The 15,741-nt window shown below is 61.2% G+C and carries 11 protein-coding genes; 1 reads left to right on the forward strand and 10 read right to left on the reverse strand.

The window, feature by feature from the left end; genetic code table 11:
• The first annotated feature begins 187 nt into the window (after positions 1–187).
• Positions 188–1,063, forward strand: coding sequence for an alpha/beta hydrolase (locus J2Y91_RS07370; protein ID WP_048917829.1), 876 nt, complete (start codon positions 188–190; stop codon positions 1,061–1,063).
• 459 nt (positions 1,064–1,522) lie between these two features.
• Here the strand turns inward: J2Y91_RS07370 and J2Y91_RS07375 are convergent, their stop codons facing one another.
• The 10 genes from J2Y91_RS07375 to bcsR form a co-directional block, all read right to left on the reverse strand.
• Positions 1,523–3,013, reverse strand: a complete 1,491-nt coding sequence (locus J2Y91_RS07375) for a M16 family metallopeptidase (protein WP_048917830.1) — start codon at positions 3,011–3,013, stop codon at positions 1,523–1,525.
• A 272-nt stretch (positions 3,014–3,285) separates the two neighbouring features.
• Positions 3,286–4,560 carry a dicarboxylate/amino acid:cation symporter gene (locus tag J2Y91_RS07380; protein ID WP_253537721.1) on the reverse strand — a complete coding sequence of 425 codons (1,275 nt, stop codon included), beginning with the start codon at positions 4,558–4,560 and terminating at the stop codon, positions 3,286–3,288.
• 204 nt (positions 4,561–4,764) lie between these two features.
• Positions 4,765–5,250 carry a hypothetical protein gene (locus tag J2Y91_RS07385; RefSeq protein WP_253537724.1) on the reverse strand — a complete coding sequence of 162 codons (486 nt, stop codon included), beginning with the start codon at positions 5,248–5,250 and terminating at the stop codon, positions 4,765–4,767.
• A complete protein-coding gene (locus J2Y91_RS07390) occupies positions 5,231–5,404 on the reverse strand; it encodes a hypothetical protein (RefSeq protein ID WP_166643139.1) in 174 nt (57 codons plus the stop codon). Before J2Y91_RS07390 ends, J2Y91_RS07385 begins: the two co-directional genes overlap by 20 nt.
• Before the next feature lie 107 nt (positions 5,405–5,511).
• Entirely contained in the window at positions 5,512–7,008 is a 1,497-nt protein-coding gene (locus tag J2Y91_RS07395; protein ID WP_048917832.1) for an EAL domain-containing protein, read from the reverse strand.
• A 131-nt stretch (positions 7,009–7,139) separates the two neighbouring features.
• Positions 7,140–9,800, reverse strand: coding sequence for a cellulose synthase subunit BcsC-related outer membrane protein (locus J2Y91_RS07400; RefSeq protein WP_253537727.1), 2,661 nt, complete (start codon positions 9,798–9,800; stop codon positions 7,140–7,142).
• Complete coding sequence (gene bcsB, locus J2Y91_RS07405) at positions 9,797–12,046, reverse strand: cellulose biosynthesis cyclic di-GMP-binding regulatory protein BcsB (RefSeq protein ID WP_253537730.1); 2,250 nt, start codon at positions 12,044–12,046, stop codon at positions 9,797–9,799. The genes J2Y91_RS07400 and bcsB overlap by 4 nt, the downstream gene beginning before the upstream one ends.
• Positions 12,043–14,661, reverse strand: a complete 2,619-nt coding sequence (gene bcsA / locus J2Y91_RS07410) for a UDP-forming cellulose synthase catalytic subunit (RefSeq protein WP_253539475.1) — start codon at positions 14,659–14,661, stop codon at positions 12,043–12,045. Before bcsA ends, bcsB begins: the two co-directional genes overlap by 4 nt.
• The gene (gene bcsQ / locus J2Y91_RS07415) at positions 14,658–15,389 is read right to left on the reverse strand and encodes a cellulose biosynthesis protein BcsQ (protein ID WP_133622429.1); all 732 of its coding nucleotides are present in this window, start codon (positions 15,387–15,389) and stop codon (positions 14,658–14,660) included. Before bcsQ ends, bcsA begins: the two co-directional genes overlap by 4 nt.
• Positions 15,390–15,391: 2 nt before the next feature.
• A complete protein-coding gene (gene bcsR / locus J2Y91_RS07420; RefSeq protein WP_133622428.1) occupies positions 15,392–15,583 on the reverse strand; it encodes a cellulose biosynthesis protein BcsR in 192 nt (63 codons plus the stop codon).
• Positions 15,584–15,741 lie beyond the last annotated feature (158 nt).

The raw sequence follows: 15,741 nt of genomic DNA on the forward strand, positions 1-15,741 counted from the left end.
TGCCTGAGCGCCTGCAGCCCTGAAAATTGAGCATATTCTGAAACTGCCTGAAACGTGCGCGAAATAGTGGACGAAAGCGACTGCAATCGGCAATGCTTCTGCTAATTACGCCGTGACGGATATCCCGTTTATTTCTATTACGGCATCTACACTCTTATTTAAATGATAACAATAATCAGGAGCGCCCATGAAAGCTGAAATATTTAATCTCTGGCCCAACGGCGATGCGCCAGGGGCCAGCGACTCACGGGCGGAGCCAAAAATTATCGATCTGGCCACACAGTATGAACCATTTGATCGCGCCGCCAGCGGCGTGCGCTGCCCGGAGCTGGCAATCTGGTATCCCGAGCAGTCGAACGGTGTAACCCTGCTGGTGGCCCCCGGCGGTGGCTATGAGCGCATCATGATCGACAAAGAGGGCAGCGCGCTGGCGATGTTCTTTAATGCGATGGGCTACACGCTGGCAGTGATGACCTATCGCCTGCCCGCGGACGGCCACCATGAAGGTGCCGATGCGCCGCTGGCCGATGCCCAGCGCGCCGTGCGCGTGCTGCGTGAGCGCGCGCTGCGCGGGCGCAACGGCGAGCGGATCGTGATGATGGGCTTCTCCGCCGGGGGCCACGTTGCCGCCAGCGCCGGGACGCGCTTTAACGAGAAGCTCTACCCGGTGCAGGATGCCGCCGATGCCCGCTCGCCGCGCCCGGATGCGCTGGTACTGATCTATCCGGTGATCAGCATGCGCGATGGCCTGGCGCACCGCGGCTCACGCCAGCAGCTGCTGGGGGAAAATCCGGGGCAGCAGGAGATTGATGCATACTCGATGGAGACGCGGGTCAGCGACAGGACGCCGCAAACGCTGCTGATCCACGCAGTGGATGATGAGTCGGTGCCGGTGAATAACAGCATGGTGATGTTCAGCGCGCTGCGCGAGCACAAGGTGCCGTGCGAGCTGCATTTCTATGAGAAAGGCGGCCACGGCTTCGGCATCCGCAACGTCGCCGACCTGCCGCTCGCCAGCTGGCCCATGCTGGTCAACGAATGGCTGCGCGCCCGTATCTGGTGATACAAACGGCAGAGCAACAGGTACGGGTCGACCCGTGGCGGTGATTCGCAATAACGGGCTGACCGAAAAAGAGGGTCAGCCCCTACAAATACGAGGTTGCCCCTGCCGATAGTATTGGGTGACAGAAACGGCAGAGTGATCTGCAATAACGGGCTGACCGAAAAAGAGGGTCAGCCCCTACAGATACGAGGTTGCCGCTGCCGATAGTATTGGGTGACAGAAACGGCAGAGTGATCTGCAATAACGGGCTGACCGAAAAAGAGGGTCAGCCCCTACAAATACGAGGTTGCCCCTGCCGATACAACGCATGGCTGGGCGCCCGGATTGGATAATACAGACGGCAGAGTAACAGGCAGGTAGGGGTCGACCCTTTTTTTCGGTCGACCCGTGGCGGTGATTCACAATAACGGGCTGACCGAAAAAGAGGGTCAGCCCCTACAGGGTATTGGCCCGCGATGATTACTGCGGTGGCGTGGTGCTGTCGCCGGACGGAGCGGCTGCGGCATCGGATGCTGCAGCGGGCGCAGGCTCTGGCGTCATAATCTTCTGCCAGCTCTCCTGCAGCGCCTTGACGTTAGTTTCCGGCTCGCCCGGCGGCTGCATCAGCACCATCGTCATATCCTGCGTCAGCTGCTGGCGCAGCTCCTGGTTCAGCATATCCAGCGTCAGACCTGACAGGAACTGCTGACGCAGCTTCTGATACTGCTCCGGCGCGATATCCACCACCGCATTCTGCTGAGAACGCAGACGCTGGCTCATCAGGACATCGGTATCGGTGCGCGCGTAGGTGGCGAACAGCTTGTTCAGCTCGCTGTTCTTCTGCCCAATCAGCGCATCAAACTCCTGCTGAGACAGACCCTTATCACGAATGTTGACCATCTCTTTGGCTATCAGCGTCAGGTTACTGTTCAGCGAGGCATTGTCGGCATCCAGGTTGATGGCGCACTGCGCACGCTGGTACAGCACGCGGCAGTCAAAGCCCACCTGCATGCCCTGGGTTTTGTTATCGCTCAGCACCTTCTGCACATGCCAGAACAGCGCCTCACGCGCCAGATCGCTCTGCCAGTAACGCAGCAGGTTTTGCGACTCGCGGATCGGCTGCCATGGCGTATCCCACACCAGCGACAGGCGGTCCTGGCTGAGGGTGCTGTTTGCCAGGTTGATCGGCTGCGGCAGCAGCGGGGAGAGCGTTGGCATCGCGGAAGGCTGTTCGCGCTTGCCTTCCAGCGGCGAAAACACTTTGTTGATCTGTTCAGACAGGCTGCGGCTGTCGACGTTGCCGACGACAAACAGCGTCATGGCATCCGGGGTGTACCACTGCTTATAGAAGGCATTGAGCGCGGCGAGATCCACCGGCACTTTTACCGGGGAAGCGGGGTCGTGGGCCAGCATGGAGGAGCCTTTCAGCCGGTAGCGCCACCAGGTATCCTGCGGATTGCCCGGCCAGGTGGCAATCGGATCATCCGCATTATTGGCGGTATTGACCACTTCTTCATTAATGGTCATTTTACCCGCCGTTGCCGCCAGCCAGGTCAGCGCTTCTTTCACTAATTCCGGGCGGTTGTTCGGCAGGCTGAGGTTGTAGAGCGTGTAGTCGTAGGAGGTGATGGCCGGCGGCATCGGGTGCTGCGGGTCCATACTCTGCTGCCACAGCGAGCGCTGCTGCGCGGGATCGAGCGCGGCATTATGCACCAGCGCAAGGCGCGGCAGTAAATGGCTGTAGCCGGCCTGCTGGGCGCTCTCCACCAGCGAACCGGTGTTGACCATCAGGCGAATCTCAACGCGATCGCTTGGGCGCTGAGGGGTTGTGAGTAGCTGCCAGCTGAAACCGTTATCCAGCTTGCCCTGCTGCCAGGCAGGATCGGGTTGGAGAGTTTCGGCCTGCACAGTCAGGCTGGCCGCAGCCAGCAATATTCCACCAACTAATAAACGAATTCTGGTGCCCTGCATGTGAACCCCTACTCAATCACAAACCAAAAAATTATCACTGGCGATCTACTGCCTGCCGTTATCGCGCGTACGCACGTTCAGGAAGCGACTGTTCTTAATATAAATAGCGAATGGAACAGTTTGTTAGACCACACATCGGCGGGGATGTCACACCGCAGAATGAAAAATCATAAAAATAGCTTGGGGGTTATTATGCAAATGCCCGTCGTGAGGGCAAGTCACGACGGGCATTTGGGGCAATATTTAATGAATTAAGCACTTATGCCGTGATATCAGGCCGTTTTTTCAGCTTTTTTTCCCGCGTTCAACGTCTCTTTCATCTGCGTCTCATCCAGCTGGCCAACCCATTTCGCCACAAACACCGTCGCCACACCGTTACCGATCAGGTTAGTCAGCGCACGCGCTTCGGACATAAAGCGGTCGATACCAAGGATCAGCGCCAGCCCGGCCACCGGCAGGTGCCCGACTGCGGACAGCGTAGCCGCCAGGACGATAAAGCCACTCCCCGTCACGCCCGCGGCGCCTTTCGAGGAGAGCAGCAGCACCACCAGCAGGGTGATCTGATGCCAGATATCCATATGGCTGTTGGTCGCCTGGGCGATAAACACCGCCGCCATGGTCAGATAAATCGAGGTGCCATCAAGGTTGAATGAGTAGCCGGTAGGAATAACCAGCCCCACCACCGATTTTTTACAGCCGAGCTTTTCCATCTTATCCAGCATGCGCGGCAGCGCGGATTCGGAAGAGGAAGTCCCCAGCACAATCAGCAGCTCTTCTCTGATGTAGGCGATAAATTTGAAGATGTTAAAGCCGACCATACGGGCAATCAGCCCCAGCACCACCACCACAAACAGCGCGCAGGTAATATAGAAGCAGATAATCAGCTGGCCGAGCTGCACCAGCGAGCCAACGCCATATTTACCGATGGTGAAGGCCATGGCACCAAATGCCCCGATCGGCGCCAGGCGCATGATCATGTTGATGATGCCGAAAATCACCTTGGAGAAGCTGTCGATAAAGTTAAACACCAGCGTGCCTTTGTCGCCCAGGCGGTGCAGCGCGAAGCCGAACATGATGGCGAACAGCAGCACCTGCAGGATGTTGCCGCTGGCGAAGGCGCCAATCACGCTGCTGGGGATGACATCCAGCAGGAAGGCGATCACGCCCTGCTGCTCTGCCTGCTGGGCATACATCGCCACCGCTTTGGCATCCAGCGTCGACGGGTCAACGTTCATCCCTACGCCCGGCTGCAGCACGTTAACCACCACCAGGCCGATAATCAGGGCAATGGTGCTGACGATTTCAAAGTAGAGCAGCGCGACCGCACCGGTACGGCCGACCGCTTTCATGCTCTCCATTCCGGCGATGCCGGTCACCACGGTACAGAAGATCACCGGGGCAATAATCATTTTGATCAGCTTGACGAAGGCATCGCCCAGCGGCTTCATCTGCGCGCCCAGCTCAGGATAGAAATGGCCCAGAAGCACGCCAATGGCGATGGCAGTCAGCACCTGGAAATAGAGACTTTTGAACAGGGATTTTTTCATAAGGTATCCGTTAACGGCTGAATTGCTGTTGTTATAATCAGTGACAGCGCGAAAGTAACATCCAGTTAACAGGATTAATATAGCCCGACCAGGCCCGGCGGCTTCCATAACCTGGTTTTATGAGCTGAATCACTTCAGCCCCGACTTGTATAACTAAAGAAAGTGAAATGGCGCCTAATCAATTCAATATGACGCTTTTAGCAACTAACTGGCGTTTTCGTCGCTGGAGTCCAGGTTATGACGAACCCATTCACGCTGCTTTTTCTTGTTCTGCGGTGTCTTCTGACCCATGGGCAAAAACATCAGGTCGTGATAGATCAACGCTTCTATAACTGCCCGTTCATATCTTTGCTGGTCAACGATCATGCCCTGAAATGTCACGATCACCAACGGATCGACTTCACCCGTTTTGAGTAAGCGAGCATGGTACAGGCCCGTATAGTCGGGGGATGAGCCAGCGACAGAATTACTGTCTTTGGCCAGAGGGTAGTGAGCGGAATAGCCGTGCGAGGATGGGTCGTAGATTTCAATATAGCCCTGCTGCTCCCAGACATCCTGGAGATCGAGCAAAGCATCTTCATAATATTGCTGGTCTTCTGCGTCATAACCGAACTTCGCACTGGTCGACGCAAATTTTACCGCAATCTCGAGACGTGCAAAATAAAAGCGCTTAGGTTGATGTTTGCCCAATGCGATATCCTTCCTGGATAAAATCTTTACGGCGCATCTCACGAAGCTGCTCGCGGCGCTCTTCCCTTGTTCCTGTCAGCTGAACAGATCCAGCTTTTTGTGCATCAGACAGAGCTTGAATAATCTCTTTCTGAGTCAGATTTTTTGCAGGCATATCACCTCCTGATGCAAGTTGCTGAATAATTGTACACCAGCCATCCTCGCTTTGTCATTGGCGTTGCATCTTTTATATGCAAAATCAGTGAGTGAAATAGCAGGATTTTACAGGTACTGCTGTTGGAACTGCGCCAGCGGCAGCGCTTCGGAGTAGAGGTAACCCTGGCCGATATGGATGCCGCGTGCCAGCAGCCAGTCGCGCTGCGCTTCGGTTTCCACCCCTTCGGCCACCACGTCGAGCGTGATGATCTCGGCAATAGCCGCGACGATGCGCACCATGGTGTCATCTTCGGGCAGCGCCACCACAAAGCTGCGGTCCATCTTCAGCTTGGCGATCGGCAGGGCTTTGAACTGATTCAGCCAGTTGAGGTTGGCGTAGCCCATGCCAAAATCGTCGAGCGCGACCGATACGCCCACCTGGCGCAGCTGCTGCAACAGGCTGAGCGCCTGCTGCGGCTCGCCAATCTGCGCGGTTTCGGTGATCTCCAGCACCAGGCTGCCGGGGCAGATCTGATGCTGCGTAATCAAATTCTGTAAATGGCTGACCATTGATGGATCGCTGAGCTGCACGGCGGAGAGATTGACGCTCAGCGGCAGCGTAATGCCCTGCTGCTGCCAGCCCGCCAGCACCCGGCAGGACTCTTCAAACACCCAGCGGCCCAGCGCGGTAATCACCCCTTTTTCCTCCGCGCACGGGATCAAATCGTCCGGCAGCGACCAGCTGCCGTCGGCCTGGCGCATGCGCAGCAGCGCTTCGGCCCCCACCAGCTGACCATTGCGCATATCGATCTGCGGCTGCAGCCACAGGGCAAACTGCTGCTGCTGCAGCGCGCGCACAATATCCTGCTCGCACACCGTGCGCGGCTTTGCCGCACTGCTCTGGTCAGCAGGGCGCTCGGCATACAGCGCCGCCTGCGCCAGCTGGTTGCGATTGTAGTTGCGGATAAGCATGCCTATTTCATCGTTACGATGGTATTTCGGCAGCGGCAGCTGATGGCCGATACTCTGCTGCGGGCTAAGGTCCTGCAGCTCGGCAGCGATGGTGCGCAGCGGCCTGACCATCAGGCGGTTGATACACCAGCTGATCGACACCGAGAGGATCAGCGCCAGCAGCAGATAGGTGGTCACCATGGTGGAAACCGCGCTGAGGATAAACTGATATACGCGCCATGAATCGGCCTGCAGCACCAGCAGCGCCAGCGGTTTCGGGTTGGCCGGCTCTACCGAATAGAGCGGCACGGTGATCTGCACCGGCAGTTCAAACAGCCGGGCGATAAACTGCGGCACCGGCTTTTCGGGTTCAAAATCGGTATGCAGCGCCTGCAAGCCGTTGGGCAGCACCACTTCCGCCCGCGCCAGAATACCGGCCGGGCGCAGCGAGTTGAGGATAAATTCAGCCTGAGGAATGTCCGCCTTCAGCACCGCCTGCGACAGCGGCTGACGCACGGTATGCGCCACGTTCTCCATCTGCTGGGCGTAGTCAATCCTGCGCTGCTGCACAAAATGGAAAAGCTGTATGACGATAAAAATACAAATCGTGACCACCGCAACGCTGGAAATGGTCGCCATCTGCTTGATCGTTAATGAACGACTAACTCGCAAGCCTGCTCTCCGAAGAACTCTGCTGAAAGGACTAAAATCGCCCTGAGTATATCCTATGACTGCGGGTTGTTAAGCTATCACGCTTTGCAGGGCGAGGTTTAGGTGTTTTCCTGGGAGAACAGTCACGCAGCTTACTTCAGGCTGGCGTACGGCGCCAGCGGCTGCGGCGGCATATCAAGGTCGCCCTGCCAGCCAGCCATCGAGTAGCGCAGAAAGAGTAGTCCGTGGCTCGGGGTGTAATCTTTGGCCTGCTGGATATCCACGCCGAGGCCCAGCGTCCAGTTTGAGGTTAAGCGCCGCTCGACCAGCGCCTGCAAGGTATAGCCAAAGCCGGAGCCGCCGCCATCACTGCCCGGGGCGTTATCAGCGGTGATGGCGCCGAAATTCAGCGGATAGCGCGGCGTGGCGTCGCTATGGGCGTGCGACAGCGAAACCGAGCCGCCAAGGTCAAACGACCAGTTGGCCGTGCGCTGGCGCCAGGTGACCGGCAGCGACAGCGAGGCATAGCGCTGCGGGCTGTAGTAGCCGCCCTGGCCGAGGGAATAGTCGCTCAGATCCTGCGCGTAGTGCCACAGCATGCCGTTAATACCAACGGTTGCCCGACGGTTATCGTCGTTGATGAGCTTGTAGTAGTAGCCGCTCATCAGGCGCTCGCGGGAGTTATCCGCCACGTTTTTACCCGTTAGCTGATGTGCGCTGAGATCGGCCCATACGCCGTGCGCGCCGCCGCGATCCCAGCTCAGACCGACTGCGCCACCGGTCGCCACCACGCCGCCCCAGCGTTTGCCGCTAGCCTGATTGGGGTCGCGCGCGCCGGCAAACGCCAGCAGCGAGCTGGCAATCGGGCGGCGCGAGGCGCTCAGCGTCACGCCGAGATCGTCAATATCGCTGTTCCAGCTCAGGCCGCCGACCCAGTTGGTGACCTCAAAGCCGAGCGGCGTGGTGCCGAGGTCGGCAGACCAGCGCTCGCTGCGGAAGCCCGCGCCAATGCTGGTGCCGTTCTGATGCTGGCGGAAGTCGCGGTTGCACAGCGCATCCGCGCTGGCGCAGGTGCCAAAATTCTCCCTGATAGTGCCATTGGCGCTGCGGGTAAAGCTGCCTGCCGAGACGTCTACATTATCCAGCTGCAGCCAGCCACGCCCGTCAGACAGCGGAGTCTCCGCCTGCATCATGGTGGTGTGCGCGCTAAAATCGGAAACGCCGCCGCTGCCTTTATTACGCGAATAGTCCTCGGCCAGCGTCAGCTGCGTCTCCTGCTGGCGATACAGGCTGGCGCTGTCGCGGCGGATGCCGCGCTGCTGCCAGTCGTCCTGCGCGTCGCTGCGCATCAGGCGGGTAAAGGTCTCGTTGTCGCCGGGTGCGGTGGCGCTAATCCCCACCGCCTGCATTGCCTGGCGATAGTCGCTCAGCGCCGTGGCATACTCCTGCTTCGCCACCCTGCGGTCAATGCGCGCCAGCAGCTCGCTGCGCGCCAGGCGCTGCGCCAGCGCCCGCATATCCGCCGTCCATCTGCTGCGTGGCAGGGTGTTGAGACGCGCCAGCGCGGCCGCATCGTCACCGTTGCCAGAGAGCCACAGCCCGTAAGCATAAACCTGCGCCGGCTGCTGCGGCTGGCGCGCCGCCATCGCCGCCATCAGCCTGTCGCCCGCCGCGCGCTGACCGCTCTCACGCAGCGCGCGCGCGCTGTGATAGTTGAGCCAGACATCATCCGGCGCCTCGCGCTGCGCCAGGCGATACTTCTCTGCCGCCTGCGCCCATCTGCCCTGCGCCGCCAGCTGCTCTGCTTCAGCAGTCAGCGCGTCCAGCCGCAGCGTCATCAGGCGACGTGCGGCGGTACGGTTTTGCGGCTCAAGCCGCAGCGCCTGGCGGTAGTACTGCTCCGCCCCGGCGCGATCTTTACCGGCCAGCGCCACATCGCCAAAGCCGATACGGGCCCAGGCATCACGCGGATCGAAACCCGCGGCCTGCCGATAGTGGCTCTGCGCCGCGCTGAGTTCGCCTGCCGCCAGCGCCTTATCGCCCTGCTCAATGCTGAGCCAGTAATGGTTCGAGCGCAGCAGACTGCGCCATTTATTGGCGTCGTCACCGCCTGGATCGGCGGCAATCGCCTGGCGGAACAGCGCAATAGCGGCCGCCCGGTGGTTGGCCGCTGCCAGCGCCTGCCCGCGAGCGCCCAGCGCGGCGGCCTGGCTATCGGCTTTGACCCGCTGCACATTCTGCTGCATCAGCAGCAGCGACTGCTGCAGTTCGGCATTACCCGGCGTGATGCGGTCCAGCGCCTGCATCTGCGCCAGCGCGCGCGCCTGCTGGCCGGGCAGCCGGGCCACCAGCCGCCAGTACTCCAGCGCCATGTCAGCGGAGGGAAACGCGCCGTGGAACAGGCGATCCCACGCGGCCTGCGCCTCCACCAGCTGCCCGGAAGCGCCGAGCAGCCGCGCCTGCTGCAGCTGCTGCCGGCCTTCCGGCGTGATGAGCAGCATATTGGCCGCCGCCTCACGCGTGGCCTGCGCATCCGGTGCGCTGCGCCGCAGCTGCGCCATCAGCTGTGCGGCGCGGGCCTGGTCGCCCTGGCGCAGCGCCAGCCGCAGTTTGGCCGCTACAACCTGCGGATTATCCGGGTCGATTTTATCCAGCCGGTAGAGCGACTGCGTCACCAGCTCGTATTTATGGTTGGCTTCGCCGACCCGCACCTGCTGGAGCAGCCAGTCAATCGGCGCCACCTGCGCCCGCACGCCGGGGCTGCCGGGCAGCAGCAGCAGCGGCAGTAACAGCCCGGTTAGCCGCCGTATCACGCGTCGTCATCCTCGTCATCCAGGCGGCGACGGCTGACGCCGCGCATCAGGCGCCACACCAGCACCGCAAACAGGATCACCACCACCCCGGCCAGCAGCGCCAGCCACAGCGGATGATTCGCCAGCGCATTCCACAGGCGCTCCCACCACGGCAGGTGGCCGACGTAATAGGTTTCGCCGACGCGCAGGCTGCTGACGCCGGACTCGCGAATAATCGAGGCGGAGCCAAACATGGCGGCGCGTTTACCGCTGTCGTTCATCGCCTCATTCAGCAGCTGCCAGCCGCGCGGGCTGTCGGCTAACAGTGCCACCACGCTGCGCTGCGGGTCATACGGCGACTGGAAGCCGACCACCGCCGCCATCGGCCCGTCTGACGTTATCGTGGTCTGGCTCTCCGCCTGACGGTCGCTGGCCGGGCCGTCCACGCTGCTCAGCGCTGGCTGGCGCAGCGGCTTATTGATGCGGCTTTTCGCCGCATCGACCAGCAGGCTGATATTGCTGTCCTGCTTCAGCCCGGCGGGCAGGCTGCCAATGGTCAGAATATCGGCATTGCTGCTCTGCGCCTGCGCCCAGCTGTCGGCAATCTGCACCTTGAGCGCCGGATAGCCGGTCTGCGCGCTGACGTTCGCCAGCACATTGAGCATGGCGCTGATGTTCTCCGGCTGCGGCTGCGGGTCCATCAGGACCAGAGTTTGCGCCAGATCGGCCTGGCGGCTGAACGGGAAGCCGGCGGTGGCGAAGGCGCGCAGCGACGGCATCTCGATAAAGTGGCGATAGCCGGAGAAGTCGACGGTGGAGTTGCCGTCGATCACCACGTGATTGCTGACCGGCACCACGGTTTCGCAGCGGTCGCTGGTACCACCGATAAAGGTCAGCACATAGTCGAAGCTAAAGCGCAGCTGGTTCACCACGTCGAGGCGCAGCGCCGGGATGGTCAGGCTGGTGCTACCATCCTGCAGCCCCTGCAGCAGCGGAATACGCAGCAGCTGTTTGCTGCGGTCCTGCTTCACGGTCAGCGGGTAATCCTGCACAAACTGGTCGTTAAGGTGTATTGCCAGCCGCGAACCATCCTCCTGCAGCGGCGAGGTGTAGCGGTAGCGCAGATCCATGTCGATGCCGCGTGCGCGGATCAAAAACAGGTCCGGCGGCAGGTTGAGGGTAAACGCCAGCGGCGCAGGCTGCAGCCCATCCGACTGCAGCTGGCCCGCATACTGCTGCAGCTCGGCAAAGGTGGTCGGGCGGTCGGTGCGCACCCAGTTCGGCGCGTCGTAGGGCTGGCGGTCGGCGAGGGTTTTCACCCCTTCCACATGGGCGGTCTGACCGCGCAGCAGCAGCTCACCCTGCGCGATACCCTGCACCGCCGCGATCAGATCGTTGTCGTCACGCCCGAGCACCAGCAGCATTTTCTGGTACGGATTTCCCGGCTGATCGACGATCTCCACCGTCGGCTTATCCACCGGGGGCAGCGCTTTGAGGAAGTCAGGCCGCTGGGCATTGGTAGCGAACACCACCGCGTGCTGCTGCGCGGGCAGCTGGTTCAACAGCACCGGGAAGTTTTGCCCACGCCACTGGGCTTTGCTGCCAAACCACGACGCGAGTATGGCAGCGGCGCGCTGCTGGCCCAGATCCGGCGTGGCGGCAAACACCACCGGCAGGCTCATCGGGCGGCCGTCGCGCGCGTCAAAGAACGGTTCCGGGAAGTGCGAAAGGTCATTTTTCAGCGGCAGCTTTTGCAGCGTCAGCTGCAGCCCGCTCTGCTTACCGATATCCAGCCAGATCGCGCTGTTAGCCGGGTTTTCGCAGATATTGGTGTAATGCCCGATCAGTTCGAGGCGGATGCGGTTGAAATCGCCGATAAAGCGCGGGTCGATCGCCACCTGCGTCTGGTTCTCTTTCCCCAGCTGATCCGCCGTGATGGTTACCAGCCCGACCAGCTCGTCGTTGAGGGTGATTTTCAGCTGCGACAGCGTGGGGATCAGCGCCGGGGACGGGCGATAGCTGAGGTTGAGCAGCGCGTTAGTCACCACTTCGTCACTGCGCACCCCGAACTCAATCTGCCCCTGCGGCTGGGTGCCGCGCAGCGCAAAGTTGCCCGGCGGCGGTGCCAGCTGGGCAAAGTTGAGCGCCGACTGGCGTACCGGGGCGGCGGGCAGCACCTGCGCCTCTGCTGCCGGGGTTTCTGCGGGGGCGGCCTGGGTGACGAATGCCAGCAGGAGTGCGGCCAGGCCGCGGCGTGTTTTTCTCATGATTCTGCGATTACCGAGCGGGCACCGGGCCGTGGCCCGCGCGCTTTAGGGAAAAATGAAGCTAGCCACGCCATCAGCGCGGTTAAGCCAATAAACAGCTGGCGCAGGCGCGGCGGCCCGTACTCCGCCAGGCGCAGGTAGCCTTTAAAGCCGAGGATGACGATATCCACCAGGCTGTGGATCGGTTTGTCTTCCGGGAAACTGTCCTGCCACAGCGCCCAGGTATCGGCGCGGGCGAAGGTGCACTGAAGAAATTCGACGTGCTGTTCGGTACTGAGGTTGTGCAGGCGAATGCCCGCCCGGCGTCCAAAGGTGCGCTGCACCACGCAGGGGAAGCTGAACTCCTGCTGGCCGCGCTTGAGCAGCAGCCAGACCTCTTCGTCTGCGTTGAGCGCGTGCGCTTCACGCAGCTCCAGCCCGACGCCGCCGTCCGAATAGTCGCGCAGGGTGCAGGGCAGCAGATGGCCGTCGGCGCGCGCGATGGCCGCAGGCATGGCGATCTCCACGCGGTGCGCTTCGCGGATCTGGCGCGCCTCGACCGACACCGACACCGCGCCGCCGAGAATAATCATGTTGTAAAACACCCACAGCAGGCTGACCAGCACCGTCAGGATCTCGTGCGTCGGGCCGCTGTACAGGCGCCAGATGGCCGCTGCCACCCCCGCCAGGTTGAGCAGCACCAGGAAGATATAGGGCTTGGTGATCACCCAGTCGAGATGCTCCTCCTGCACCAGCCCGCCCTTAGCGGTGACGTTAAACTTGCCCTTATGCGGGTTGAACAGCGCTACCGTGGTCGGCCGGGCGATATACCAGGCGAGCACGGTTTCATACACTTCGCTCCAGAACGAGTGGCGCCAGCGCCCCTGAATTTTCGAGTTAGTCAGGCTGGTGTGCAGCATATGCGGCAGTACATAGATGGCGATGGCCAGCGCCGGGGCGTAGATGATAAAGGCGTGGCACAGCAGGAACGCCAGCGGGGCCAGCAGGAAGATCAGCCGGGGAATACCCGCCAGGAAGTGCAGCATGGCGTTGGCGTAGCACAACCGCTGCACCAGCCTTAGCCCTTTGCCGAGCAGCGGATTGTCGAGGCGGAAAATCTGCACCATGCCGCGCGCCCAGCGGATGCGCTGCCCGATATGCCCCGATAAACTCTCGGTGGCCAGCCCGGCGGCCTGCGGGATGCGGATGTAGGCCGAGGTCCAGCCAGCGCGGTGCAGGCGCAGCGAGGTGTGCGCATCTTCGGTAACGGTTTCCACCGCGATACCGCCGATCTCCTCCAGCGCGCTGCGCCGCAGCACCGCGCACGAGCCGCAGAAGAAGGTGGCATCCCAGACGTCATTACCATCCTGCACCAGCCCATAAAACAGCGTGCCTTCGTTCGGCGTGCGGCGAAAACGCCCGAGGTTGCGCTCAAAGGGGTCCGGCGAGAAGAAGTGGTGCGGGGTCTGCAACATCGCCAGTCGCGGGTCTTTGATAAACCAGCCGAGGGTCATCTGCAGGAACGAGCGCGTCGGCACGTGGTCGCAGTCAAAAATCGCCACAAATTCGCCGCGGCAGGTGGTGCGCAGCGCGTGGTTGATATTGCCCGCCTTGGCGTGCTCGTTACTGGGGCGGGCGATGTAGTGGATGCCCACGCTCTCGGCAAAGGCGCGAAACTCCGGCCGCCGGCCGTCATCCAGCAGATAAATATTGAGCTTTTCACGCGGCCAGTCGAGGCCAAGCGCAGCGTAGATCGTCGGCTTCACCACGCTGAGCGGCTCGTTCCAGGTTGGCACCAGCAGATCGATCGCGGGCCAGCTGCTGACATCTTCCGGCATTGATAGCGGCTTGCGCTGCAGCGGCCACAGGCTCTGGAAATAACCCAGCAGCAGGACCACCCACGAGTAGGTTTCAGCGGCGATCAACAGCACGCCAAAGGTCAGACTGAGCGGATCGTTCCAGTTTAGCGTGGCCGTATAGCGCCACCACAGATAGCGGCAGGAGATGGTCAGCGACAGCACGATCATCATCATGATTGGCAGCCTGCCGGGGATGCGCCGCACCACCATCGCCACCGCCCACAGCACCATCACGAAGATAAATTGCGTCCAGATATCGAACGGCTGCGAGATGCACAACAGCGCCAGCACCGTCGCAAGCAGCACCGCCACGGTGAACAGCGCGCGGCGCAGCAAAGGGGGAAGCTGGCTTAACCAGCGCTCGCCGCGTTTTTCCAGCTTCGCCTGCGCGGCGCGCTGCGGCAGGCGGTTGAGCCAGCGGTAAAAACCCCGGCGCCAGCGGGCCAGCGCGCTAAAGGCATTCAGCCGCTGGCGTTCGCTGCGCGCCGAGGCATCCAGCGGCAGCACCAGCAGCAGCCACAGGCTCTGGATCAGATAGCGCAGCGCATCGGCCGGGCGCGGGCGCTCGGGGGAGATATGCGGGTAAAGCTGGCGCTGGCGGGCGCTGACCTGCTGCCACTGCGCGCTTTCAAAGCGCAGCAGCGCCCAGCCGAGCGCCACCAGCAGGCAGTGCAGCGCCGCCGTCAGGGGCGGCGTGCGCTGGCGGCGATAGCCGCGGTAACGCTGGCTCAGCGCCTTTAGGGCGGCGGGCATCAGCAGCGCGCGCAGCGGGTTCATGCTGGCGCGCCCGTCAGGTTGATCAGGCACCAGCTCGCCAGCGTGGCAATCTCCTCCGCCGCCAGGCTCAGCGGGCGATACTCTCCGAGAGGCTGCTTATTCAGCAGCGCTTCAGCCAGCGCCTCGTCGCGATGCACCAGCAGCGGCAGGCGCTGATTGAGCGAGCCGATCCACAGCTGGTGCAGATCCTGCTGTGCCTTGCTCACCGGATTAAACTGGTTAATAAGGTACCGGGTATTTTCTGCGACCTCTGCCTGATGCAGGCGCAGATGGCAGTTGCCGTCGGGGACAATCACCCCGATCCGGTGGTCCGCCTGCGGCAACAGCTGCCGCGCCAGCTGCGGCATATCCGCCGGGATATCCAACAGCACCCAGCGATAGTCGCCCCGCAGCGCGTGCAGCCGCCCGGCCCACGGCGCCAGCAGCGCTTCAGGATTGCGCAGATACGCTTCGCTTTCAGCCGCTTGCAGCTGGCCGAAGGGAATAAAATCGAGCAATGGCGTGTAGCGCATGGCGCTCTGCTGCCAGGGCTGCTGCCGTAGCGCGCTGTGCGCCCAGCCGCGCGGCTGTTGGTAAGGGGTGTTGAAATGCATCCGCAGCTGGTTAAACGGGGAAAAATCGATGGCGAGCGTACGTTCGCCAAGGCTATTCAGTGCCCAGGCCAGCGCCGCTGTTATGGAAGTGGTGCCCACTCCCCCGCGTAAACCGCAAAATGCCACCACCGGCATAACTACCCCTTTTTTTGCAATGCGCCCAATTCGGTCAGTAATGGCCAGCGCTGATAAATTGCGGCCAGCCTTTCCTGACGGGCAATATCGATATAGCGAAACGCGGTTAACGCAAAAGCCTCACCCAGTGCGCTAATGTCATCGGGCGGTTCGTGGCCAGGGATTTTCCCAGATTGCTGATTTTTATTCGGCATGGCGGTCATTATGTCGGATTATCCGCACGGATTAATAGGATTTCATCACATAACGATTCCATCAATGATTCACTGGAATGGTTTACGATGTAATGTATATTTACGGGATTAGAATTGGTACGGAAATCTTTATCCGACCTGCCATTATGCTGGATTAC

The sequence above is a fragment of the Erwinia aphidicola genome (genome assembly GCF_024169515.1).
Classification (GTDB): domain Bacteria; phylum Pseudomonadota; class Gammaproteobacteria; order Enterobacterales; family Enterobacteriaceae; genus Erwinia; species Erwinia aphidicola.